This window comes from Kitasatospora sp. NPDC127121 (genome assembly GCF_042677305.1).
In the GTDB taxonomy this organism is placed as follows: Bacteria; Actinomycetota; Actinomycetes; order Streptomycetales; family Streptomycetaceae; genus Kitasatospora.
Genome location: NZ_JBHXTQ010000138.1, coordinates 1 through 10,677, shown reverse-complemented (window position 1 = coordinate 10,677; position 10,677 = coordinate 1). Strand labels below are relative to the sequence as shown.

Here is a 10,677-nt window from a genome sequence, read left to right as displayed (position 1 = left end):
CGCCGCCTGCGCTACCGAGGAACCATCAAGAACAACACCTGGCTCCACACCCGCGCAGCCGCCCTCAACCTGCGAACCCTGCTCAACCTCGGACTCGCCCACAACGGCACGACCTGGCAAATCCAGGCCACCACCTGACAGCACGGCCCGGATCAACCCAAGATCTTCATCAGCCTTCTAGGCGTCCTCCCTCCCGGCCAGGGCCAGGGTCGAGCCGCGTCGCCCCTTGCGGACCAGGAGCTGGGCGGGGATGCGGGTGCGCAGGTCGGCGACGTGACTGACGATGCCGACCGCCCGGTCGCGTTCACGCAGGCCGTCGAGGACGTCCATCACCTCCTCCAGGGACTGCTCGTCGAGCGTGCCGAAGCCCTCGTCGATGAACAGGGTGTCCAGCGGCATGCCGCCGGCCTCGTCGGTGACCACGTCGGCCAGGCCCAGGGCCAGGGCGAGGGAGGCGAAGAAGCTTTCGCCCCCGGAGAGCGTCGCGGTGTCCCGCTCGGTGCCCGTCCAGGCGTCGACCACCCGCAGGGCCAGGCCCGAGCGCTTGTTGCCGGTGCCCCGGTCGTCGCTGTGCACCAGGGTGTAGCGGCCGCCGGACATCCGGACCAGCCGGTCGCTGGCCGCCGCCGCGACCTGCTCCAGCCGGGCCGCCAGGACGTAGGACTCCAGGCGCATCCGGAGCCGGTTCTCGGTGGAGGTGCCGGCGGCCAGCGCCGCGAGCCGGTTGATCCGCCCGTACCGGGCCAGCGCCGGGGCCAGCTCGTCCGCGAGGTCGGCCAGTTGCCGACCGATCGAGGCCAGTGCCGCGCACCGTTCGTCGGCCGCCGAGCGGTCGGCGTGGGCCCGGCCCAGCCGGTCGGTGGCGGCGCCGAGCGCGGCCGCGGCGGCGGGCAGGTCGACCGGCGGACGGGCCGCGGCCTCGGCCAGATCGGGCAGCGCGAGTTCGTGCCGGACGGCGGCGGACTCCGTCCGGTGCCGCTCCAGTCGGGCTGCCAGCCGCTCGCGCTCCGCGCGGGGGAGCAGCACGGCCAGGGCCTCCTCGGGGCTCGGGAAGCCCGCTGCGGCGGCGGCCTCGGCGAGCTCGCCCTCGGCGTCCCCGAGCCGGGCCAGCGCCTGCGCGCAGGCCCGCGAGGCCTCGGCCACGGCGGCGACCCGCTCGACCAGCCGCTCCAGCGCGGCCGCCCGCGCGGCGACGGAGGCCGCCTCGCCCCGGGCCGCGGTCACCCGTGCGGCGAGCTCGCGCTGTTCGTGCCGGAGCGCCTGGAGCCGGTCGGTGCGGACGGCGGCGCGCTCCCGGGCCTCGCGCAGCTCGGCGAGCCGGCGGTCCCGGTCGGCCGACAAACGGGCGATCTCCTGCTCGACCCGGCCGAGCGCCTCCGCCGAGTGCAGTGCCTCGCGGTGCTCGCGGTCCAGCTCGGCGAGGGCCTGCGCGAGCGCGTCGGAGCCCTCCGGCCCGGCTGCGCCGGTGGCGGTGGCCTCGCGGACCCGCAGCGCGGTGAGGGCCTGGTCCGCTGCCGTCCAGGCCTGTTCGGCGGCGGCCTGGGCCCGGCGGGCACGCTCCTCGTCGTCGGCGCCGACCCGGCCGTCGGCGGTCTCGGCGGGTGCCGGGTGTTCGGGTGAGCCGCAGACCCGGCACGCTTCGCCCGTGCGCAGTTGCTCGGCCAGCTCGGCGGCCATGCCAGCCAGCCGCCGCTCGCGCAGGCCGAGGCCGTACTCGCGGGCGTCCAGCGCGGCGGTGCGCAGGGCGGCAGCGCGCGGCTCGGCGGCGGCGATCTCGGCCCGCAGGCCGTCGCGCTCCCGGGCGGCGTCCAGGCGGGTGCTCAACTCGGCACGTCGGCCGTCTAGTTGCTCGACCAGCGCGCCCGCCGCCCGGGCCCGGTCCTGCTGCTCCTGGAGGCCGCCGAGCCGCGCGTCGTACTCGGCCAGCCAGTCCTCGGCCTCCTCGGCGAGCTCGTCGGCCCGCCGGCGCTCCTCGTCCAGGCTCCGCTGCTCGCGGGCGAGTTCGGCGCAGCGCTGCTCCTCCGCCCCGGCGGCCTCCAGCCGGACCAGCCCGGCCCGCAGTTCGCGTTCGGCCTCGGCCAGCTCGGCGGCCCCCGCTTCGGCGAGTGCCGGACCCCCGGCGGCAGCGCTGCCCGCGCCGCCGTCGCCGGCCAGCACCTCGCGGTGCCGTCGCTCGGCCTCCCGGGCCCGCCGGTGCGCCTCGGTCGCGCCCTCGTGCAGCCGCAGCGCGGACTCCACCCCGACGGCCGCCTGCGCCGCCGCCAGCCGCCGGCCGTCCCGGGCCGCCTCGGGCTCGAACGCGGCCAGCCGGTCGGCCTGGAGCAGCGCCTGCCGGTGGCGGCGCTGCCGCCCGGCCAGCTCCTCGGCGGCCGCGCGCTCGCCCTGGGCGGCGCGTTGCGCCTCCTCGGCGCCTGCCAGCGCGGCCCCGGCGACGGTGCGCTGTTCGGCTGCGCCGCTGCGCAGGATCGCCGCCCAGCCGAGCACCCCGGCGGTCAGGTCGGCGGCGTCCTCCTCGGCCGGCACCCAGCCCTCGGCGGGCTCGGCGCCCGGGCCGGCCGCCTGCTCGGCCTTGCTGGCGAGATCCCGCAGACGGCGACGGCCGGCCTGGACGGCGGCCTCCTGGACGCGCCGCTGCTCCGCGAGCCACCCCTCGACGTGCTGGAACCGCTCGGTGTCGAACAGCCGCCGCAGCAGCTTGCCGCGCTCCTCCGAGTCGCCCTTGAGGAAGCGGGCGAAGTCGCCCTGCGGCAGCAGCACCACCTGGCAGAACTGCTCCCGGTTCATGCCGATCAGCCGGTGGATCTCCTCCCCGGCCTCCTGGTGCGACTTGCTCACCGCCCGCCAGCCGGGCGTGCCGTCCCCCGCGTCGGCGGCCCACTCGCGCAGCAGGGTCTGCGGCCGCTCGACGGTGGTGCCGGTGCCGATCTTCTTCGGCCGCCGCTGCTCCGGCAGCCGGGTGATCTGCAGCCGCCGCCCGCCGAGCGTCAGCTCCAGCCGGACCTCGGTCAGCCTGCGCGCCTCGGCGTGGTCGCTGCGCAGCCGGTTGGCCCGCCGGGTGCCGGGGACGTCGCCGTAGAGGGCGAAGCAGACCGCGTCCAGCACGCTGCTCTTGCCCGCGCCGGTGGCGCCGCGCAGCAGGAACAGGCCGCCGGCGGCGAGCGCGTCGAAGTCGACGCTCTCGCTGCCCGCGAACGGGCCGAACGCGCTGACGGTGAGCCGGTGCAGCCTCATCGGGGCAGGTCCGCCTTCCGGTCGGTGGTCTTCCGGACGCTCTCGAACCCGGCGCGCAGCCAGCCCAGCTCGTCCGGCTCCGGCTCGGCACCCGGGCGTACGTGCCGCAGGAAGCCCTCCGCGATCTCCAGGTCGGCCCGGCCGCTGACCCGGGCCGCGTACGACCGGGAGGGCTCGGCCTCGCTCTCCTCGGGGTCGAAGAGCAGCTGGAGGGTGTGCGGGAAGCGGCGGCGCAGCTTCTCCATCGGCTCGCTCGGGCGGGCCGCGTCGGTGAGCGTCGCCTGCACCCAGGCCTGCTCGTACGGCGCGTACTCGTCCTTGGTGAGCAGCGCGTCGAGGCTGTCGCGCAGGGTGGCGAGCGGGCGCGGGCGCGGGCAGTCGACGCGCTCGGCGGCGACCGAGCCGTCGGCCGCGAGGTCGACCAGCCACATGGTCTTGCGCTGGTCCACCTCGGAGAAGGAGTAGGCGAGCGGCGAGCCGCTGTAGCGCAGGTGCGGGGCGAGGGTCTGGCAGCCGTGCAGGTGGCCGAGCGCGGCGTAGTGCACGCCGTCGAAGACGGAGGCGGGCACCGAGGCGACGCCGCCGACCGCGATGTCCCGCTCGCTGTCGCTCGCCGTGCCGCCGGTGACGAAGGCGTGCGCCAGCACCACCGCGCGGGTGCCGGCCGGGCGGGCCGCGAGATCGGCCCGGACCAGGTCCATCGCCGCGCCGAGCACCGCCGCGTGCCCGCCGCGCTCCAGCCCGAACCGCTCGCGCACCAGCGTCGGCTCCAGGTACGGCAGCCCGTACACCGCCACCGGCCCGTGCTCGTCCGCCAGCAGCACCGGGGCGGCGCACTCGCCCGGGTCGGTGCGCAGGTGGATGCCGGCCCGGCCGATCAGCCCGGCGCCGACGCCGAGGCGGCGGGCCGAGTCGTGGTTGCCGCTGATGAACACCGTCGGCACGCCCAGCCCGGCCAGCCGGTGCAGCACGTCGTCGAACAGGGCGACCGCGTCCAGGCCCGGCAGCGCCCGGTCGTACACGTCCCCGGCGACGAGCACGGCGTCCACGCGCTCGGCCCGGACCACGTCCACCAGGTGGTCCAGGAAGGCGCGCTGGGCGTCGTGCAGGCTCTCCCGGTGGAAGGAACGGCCCAGATGCCAGTCGGAGGTATGCAGCAGTCGCACTACAGCGCCCCTACCTGCATGTTTGCCACTTCCATGTCCTCCGAGTCAGCACCGAGTCAGCACCGGTCACGCGGCCGGCGCCTGGTCAGTACCGAGTATCACAGGACCCACCGACAGAGCCCCGTCCATCACAGCCCTCAGCCTCTCACCCGCATCAGGGGACAGGCGGCCGCAGGCGTCGGCGGTGATCCGGATCGTGGATCCCAAGGAAAATGGGTCGGGCCCCGCCTTCTCGGGTGGGGCCCGCTTTCCTTGTTTCACGAGGCCCCCGAGATTCGCCGCACAACTGGCGTTGATCGAATGTCTACTGGCCGCTGGTCCACTGTGAGAACTGACCCCTTCGAGTCCTTGGACAACCATAGTGATCAAGCGTGTAGTAGTTGGCGTAGCGGCAACTGCGCTGTTCAGCCTCGGTGCCGGTGTGGCGCTTGCCCAGACGGGTGCGGAAAGCACGGCAGTCGTCACGGCTTTCCCTGCGACGGGTGCGGCCGTTCCGGTCGGCACCGAGGAGGCCCACGCTCAGGCCTCCGTGCCCGGACGGACCGGCGAGGCCAGCACCGCCAACTGGCACTGGGTCAACGGCGGAGCACGCAACACCGTTGTGACTCCGGCGGGCTGGAGCGGCAAGCGCTTCGAGGAATGATATTTCGGGATTGCCCGCTGGTGCCCTGCACCGGCGGGCATTCGCCGTTGTACGGCGCACCCGTTCACAGCTGGATCGTCGTCCAGAAGTGGTCCATCCAACTCGCTGCTTTTGCGGCCAGATCTGCTGGTGCGCCCAAAGCTGCCGCCTATTGGGCTGTGTCTCCATGCGGCAGTCGCATGGTTCCCGACCCTAACGTCCGGTACTGACAATCCCGTCCGGATCGGGAGCCCAGGGGTCCTGGGGCGCGCGTGTTCGATTACTTGGGGTGGATTGTCAGTGGCTCTGTGTATGTTCCTCGACGTCGGCGGCTCCAGGGTCGGAGCGGTCGACGGTGTCCGGTGCTGGGCTAGTCGGTGGGAGGAACCATGCGGGTGTGGTCGTTGGGTCGTGAGGGCTCCGGGGTTGCGGAGCGCTGTGCGGGGCGTTGTGGAGGCTGCCGGGGTTCCGGGGCCGTCGATGTCTTCGGGCGGTCGCGGGTCCGCCGGCGGGTGCTGCTGCGCGCCGGGCGGCGGGCCGGGGCGGATGGCGGGCCGGGTGCTCCCGGCGGGGCCCGGCCGTCCGGTGGTGACCGGCCGCCGGGAGGGCGTGCGGGCGGGGCCGGTGCGCGGGGGCGCCGTGGCGGGCGGGCCCGGGGTGCTCCGCCGCCGCAGCCGGTGGCGGTCGCGGTGGCGGCGGCTGCGTCCGACTTCGCCGGCCTCGCGCGGTACGGGCTGTTCGGCCGGCTCGCCCACCAGGAGTACCTGCGGCGTTCGGAGGAGCAGCTGAGGGCCCTGCACGCGCAGGGCCTGGAGGTGCACCTGCGGGTCCTGGAGGCGGGTGACTACGAGGACTACTGCACGGCGCTCGGCCTCGACCCCCGGACGCCCGCCGCCCGGGTCGCGTACGCGGGCGATCCGGAGCTGGCCGGGGAGCCCTTCGTCTACGCGGGGGAGCGGCTGGCCGAACTGCTCCCGGTCCTGCTGGACGACCACCGGGCGCGGGTGCGGATGTCCGTCGCGGGCGTGGCCCTGCTGGAGGCGGTCGGCGACGACCCGGACGGGCAGCGGCGGCTGGCGGCGGTGATGGGGTACGTGACATCGGCCTACCTCGCGCTGGCCGAGGGCGCGGGGGAGGGCTGCCACCTGCTGACGCTGCGCTGCCACGGCCCGGAGGACGGCGAGCAGCTCAGCTCGGCGGTGGAGGTCTGCGTGGAGGCGGGCGGCCTCTACCCCGCCGGGCGGGACACCGAGGCGTTCTGCGTGACGCTGGCGGCGGGGGTCGCCGGCGGCGGGGCGGGGGCGCTGCTGCTGCACGGCGATCCGGGCGTCCCGGCGTCCGGGGCCTCGGCCTCGGACGGGCCGTGGGTGCGCGGTTGGGCGCTGGCCGGCGGGCGGTTGCGGCCGATGACGGTGCACGAGGTGTTCGACGAGCTGGCCGACGACGCCGCGCGCGGGCTGCCGTTCCCGCCCGGGGTGGTCCCGCGACCGGGCTTCCCGCTGCCGGGCTTTTCGGAGCCCGCTTCCCCGTCGGAGGAGGGGGGTGGGCCGCTGGGGTGATCAGGGGGTTTCCACTCCTGCCATCCACCATGCGGCGCTGGGGACTGTTCATCGACCGCCTGTTCGGGGAAGATTCGGAGAAGATCAACAGCAGGAGCGCGCGGTGCCCCACGCCGCCGCTCCGGCCGCTCCGCTCCGTACCGTGCTCCGCAGGTCCGTCCCGCGCACTGCCGGTCCGGCGAGCCCGACAGCGAGAGGGGGACGCATGAGCCGGATCGAGTACAGCGCGGAGATCGCCGAGCTGCTCGGCAGGGTGCGCCGGCGTCCCACGGCGGGGTGGCCGTGGCGGCCGGGCGAGCAGGTGCCCGAGGGGCTGCCGGTGAAGCAGTCCTGGGGGTGGCTGTTCGCTCCGGACGGGCGGGTGCTGACCCTGGTCAACCCCAGGGACGGGATCTGCTCGCTCCCCGGCGGCTCGCTGGAACCGGAGGACGCCGGGGATCCGGCCTCCGCGCTGGCCCGGGAGGCGGCCGAGGAGGCCCAGGCCGTGATCGGCCGACCGTACTACCTCGGTTACCTCTACGACCGGGTCGGCTCGGCCAACGGCGGGCACGAGTGCGCGCGGGTCCGGATGGCGGCGGCGCTGCGCGCGGTCGGCCCGAGCGCGGCCGACCCGGCCTCCGGCCGGCACTACCGGCGGCTGCTGGTCGCGCCCGGACTCGCCGTCGAACTGCTCGGCTGGGGCGCGCCCGGGCTGCGCCAGGCCCGGGTGGCGGTCGCCACCGCCGCCCGCCGGCTCGGCGTGCCGGTCGCCGCGAACGAGGCGATCGAGGAGCTGCCGGTGGAGGGCTGCGTGGTCTTCCCCGGCGCCGTCTACCCGGATGCCGCGTGTCCGGACGCCGGTTACCCGGAGGCCGTCCACCCGGATGCGGTGTGCCCGAGCGAGCCTCACCCGGGCCTCGCGTAGCCGGAGGAAGGGCTGCCGGGTGACGGCGCCGTCCGCCTGATCCGCGGTCAGGGCTTCGAGCTGGAGTCCGCGTGCGCCGGAGTCCGCGTGTGCCGGAGCCCGCGTGCGCCGGAGTCCGCGTGTGCCGGAGCCCGCGTGCGCTGACGCCCTTGCGTGAGAAGTCGGTTCGCGCGGAGTCGGGTCGTGTCGTGCCGGTTCGCGCCGCGCTGTGCCGTGGTGAGCCCCGGCGCGACGCGACGCGTCGTACGGCGGGGTGGCCTGGCGATGGCCGTGTCGTGACGGTGTCCTGGCCGCGCCCTGACTACCAACTGACCACTCGCTGACTTTTTCACCGACCACTGTCTACGCGCGATGACCGACGTCGGTCGGCGTACACCGGCGCTGACCAGCGCCAACTCACGCCCTGTGGCCGATGGTTCACTTCTGCGTTGTCAGACTGCCCGTCAATGTCCTTGGCATGACCGCTTCCCGGTTCACCTACTGCCTGGTATCACTTCTGTGACCCATACCACACCAGGAGGTGCCATGCTCCGTCCAGCGCGCGCCATGTCCGTTGCCGCGATAGCGGCTCTGCTCACTCTGACCACGTTGTTCACCGCTTCATCCGCGAATGCGGCGAGCGTCAACTACGTCGCCCTCGGGGACTCCTACTCCGCCGGTGTCGGTGCCGGCAGCTACCTGAGCGACAGCGGCAACTGCAAGCGAAGCACCAACGCCTACCCGTACCTGTGGAAGAACGCGCACTCGCCGTCGTCCTTCTCGTTCGTCGCGTGTTCCGGCGCCAGAACCGGAGACGTCCTCAGCAACCAGATCTCCGCGCTGAGCTCCAGCACCACGCTGGTCAGCCTGTCGGTCGGCGGCAACGACGCCGGCTTCGCCGACACCATGAAGACCTGCGTGCTGGAGTCGGACAGCACCTGCCTCAGCGCCGTCAGCGCGGCCCAGAACTACGCCCGCAACACCCTGCCCGCCCAGCTGGACAAGGTGTACTCGACGATCCACACCAAGGCGCCGAACGCCCACGTGGTGGTGCTGGGTTACCCGCACCTCTACAAGATCGGCGGCAGCTGCATCCTCGGCATCAGTGACACCAAGCGCGCCGCGATCAACGGCGCCGCCGACACGCTGGACGAGGTCATCGCCAAGCGGGTCGCCAACGCCGGCTTCAGCTTCGGCGACGTGCGCAGCATCTTCACCGAGCACGAGATCTGCGGCTCGCTGACCACCTGGCTCAACAGCGCCACCCTGCCGGTCGACGAGAGCTACCACCCGAAGGCCGCCGGCCAGTCCGGTGGCTACCTCCCGGTCTTCAGCCAGTCGTAACGGCTTCGCGCCGGTAGGCCATCGCATCGGCAGGCCCGTCGCATCGGCAGGCCTGTCACAGAGGCAGGCCTGTCACATAGGTGGGACCGTCGCATCGGTAGGCCGTCGCTCCAGGGCGCCCGCCGAACCCGGCACGCGGGCCGTCGGCCCCTCTCCCCGAGCACGGGGAGAGGGGCCGACGGCATTCGTGCGTCTCAGTCCCGGGCCGGACCGGGCCGGAGCGGCGGGAACGGGATCCCGGCGAGCGTCGGGAGCAGTTCCGCTTCCTCGTAGTCGAGGTGCGCCTCCAGCTCGGCCGACATCCGGTCCAACTCGGCCCGGAGCCGGTCCGGTTCGGTGACCTCGATCCCGGCCAGCAGTGCCACCAGCTCCTCCTTGATCCGCCCGATCACCAGGTGCTGTTCGCCCAGCTGTTCCAGCACCCCGGCCAGCTCCGGGTGGTTGCGTGCGAGCGCGGGGAAGATCGCGGCGTCCTCGCCGCTGTGGTGGTGCGTCAGCCCCTCGCAGAAGGCGAGGCAGTGCTGGCGCAGTTGGAGCCCGAGGCCGGCCGGGCGGCCCGCGACGTGCGAGTGCGCCTCCTCCCGGACGTGGCGCAGCTGCGCACGCAGCCAGGTGTGCGCCTCCAACAGCTTGTCGGCGAGGCTGCGCACCTCGCGCGCGGGTGTCTCGGGTCGTTCCAGGACGACCACCGGCAGTTCCCGGTCGGTGTTCGCCTGGTAGTCGCCGTACCCGGGCGCCTGCCGGACGACGGCCGCGAACAGCCGCTCCCGGCGGGCGCCTTCGGCGGGTACGGCGATCACGTCGAACGCCTCGGATCCGAGTTCGACCCGGACCACCGGTCGGGCGAGCAGGTTGCGGTACCACTGCGGATGGTCCGGCGCCCCGGCGGCGGAGGCGACGACCAGGAGCAGTCCCTCGGCCCGGACGTACCCGAGCGGCACGGTGTGCGGCTTGCCCGACCTGGCCCCGGCGGTGGTGAGCAGCAGCAGGTCGCCGCCCTCGAACGGGCCGCCGACCCGCCCGCCGTTGGCCCGGAACTCCTCGATGACGCTCTGGTTGAACTGGTTGACATGGTTCGTGGACATGGACATAGGTGTGGGTGAAGTCTCCTACAGGGGTTGGAAGTCACGGCCACACACGGTGCACGGGCGCGCACGCGGACACCACGGTGACCGCCTACGTCAGATCAGGGCAGCGGAGAAAGTACTCATCGCGCATCGTCCCTCGGATAAAGGTGCTCGCTCGGCTGCCGGCCGGCCCACTACTCTGTGGCCGGCGCCGCGCTGCACGCCCCCATTAGAGCCACGCGCGGACGCCCTGTCAACGAGCAAGATCGCCGCCGAAAGATCCCCGACGCGGGATCGCCGACGCGGATTCGCCGACGCGGATTCGCCGACGCGGGATCGCCGATGAAGGGAAGTGAACGCCGTCGTGGAGCGCATCGTCGACCTCGACCACGCCGCCGAGCGGATCGCCGCCCGGGCCGTACGCTGGCGGGCCGCCGGTCTGACGGTCGGCGCGCTCACCTGGCGCGACGCCCTGGCCCCGTGGCCGCAGCCGCTGGAGACGGACCGCGCCCGAGTCACGGACCCGGACTCCGTCGGCGTCCAGGTCGTGGACCCGCTGTCCGGTGGCGAACTGCACGTGGTGCTGTTCCGTGGCGGCTGGGCCGACGTCGAGTACCTCGCCGCCGGCCGGGAGGAGCAGGACGACGCCGAGGTCGGCGTGATCCCGGCCAACGATTTCACCGGCGCCGCCGACTTCGACGAGCGCCTGCGCGGCTGGATGGCGCACGTCTTCGGCTGAACCCGGCCGCCGGTGGACGGGAGCCCCGCGAGTGGGTGCCCCCGTCGGCGGGCTCCCTGGGGTGCG

Annotated in this window: 8 protein-coding genes; 5 read left to right on the top strand and 3 right to left on the bottom strand. The window is 74.1% G+C overall.

Translation table 11 applies throughout. The features are described from left to right. Positions 1-177: 177 nt before the first annotated feature. Positions 178-3,231 carry an AAA family ATPase gene (locus ACFVHI_RS36440; protein WP_380346314.1) on the bottom strand — a complete coding sequence of 1,018 codons (3,054 nt, stop codon included), beginning with the start codon at positions 3,229-3,231 and terminating at the stop codon, positions 178-180. After that, positions 3,228-4,397 carry an exonuclease SbcCD subunit D gene (locus tag ACFVHI_RS36435; protein ID WP_380346313.1) on the bottom strand — a complete coding sequence of 390 codons (1,170 nt, stop codon included), beginning with the start codon at positions 4,395-4,397 and terminating at the stop codon, positions 3,228-3,230. The genes ACFVHI_RS36440 and ACFVHI_RS36435 overlap by 4 nt, the downstream gene beginning before the upstream one ends. Before the next feature lie 361 nt (positions 4,398-4,758). Here ACFVHI_RS36435 and ACFVHI_RS36430 point away from each other — a divergent pair, with 361 nt between their 5' ends. The 4 genes from ACFVHI_RS36430 to ACFVHI_RS36415 all read left to right on the top strand — a co-directional run bounded on the left by ACFVHI_RS36430 (position 4,759) and on the right by ACFVHI_RS36415 (position 8,805). Next, entirely contained in the window at positions 4,759-5,040 is a 282-nt protein-coding gene (locus ACFVHI_RS36430) for a hypothetical protein (RefSeq protein WP_380346311.1), read from the top strand. A 668-nt stretch (positions 5,041-5,708) separates the two neighbouring features. Next, the gene (locus tag ACFVHI_RS36425) at positions 5,709-6,578 is read left to right on the top strand and encodes a hypothetical protein (protein WP_159398544.1); all 870 of its coding nucleotides are present in this window, start codon (positions 5,709-5,711) and stop codon (positions 6,576-6,578) included. Between the two features lie 205 nt (positions 6,579-6,783). Next, positions 6,784-7,482: a hypothetical protein gene (locus tag ACFVHI_RS36420; RefSeq protein ID WP_380346310.1), complete on the top strand. Its 699-nt coding sequence runs from the start codon at positions 6,784-6,786 to the stop codon at positions 7,480-7,482. A 525-nt stretch (positions 7,483-8,007) separates the two neighbouring features. Beyond that, positions 8,008-8,805, top strand: coding sequence for an SGNH/GDSL hydrolase family protein (locus ACFVHI_RS36415; RefSeq protein WP_063349978.1), 798 nt, complete (start codon positions 8,008-8,010; stop codon positions 8,803-8,805). Positions 8,806-8,999: 194 nt separating this feature from the next. Here ACFVHI_RS36415 and ACFVHI_RS36410 read toward each other — a convergent pair whose 3' ends face one another. After that, positions 9,000-9,890, bottom strand: a complete 891-nt coding sequence (locus ACFVHI_RS36410) for a nitroreductase/quinone reductase family protein (RefSeq protein ID WP_380346309.1) — start codon at positions 9,888-9,890, stop codon at positions 9,000-9,002. 334 nt (positions 9,891-10,224) lie between these two features. Between ACFVHI_RS36410 and ACFVHI_RS36405 the strand changes: the two genes are divergently transcribed. Beyond that, complete coding sequence (locus ACFVHI_RS36405) at positions 10,225-10,611, top strand: hypothetical protein (protein ID WP_380346307.1); 387 nt, start codon at positions 10,225-10,227, stop codon at positions 10,609-10,611. Positions 10,612-10,677: the final 66 nt, after the last annotated feature.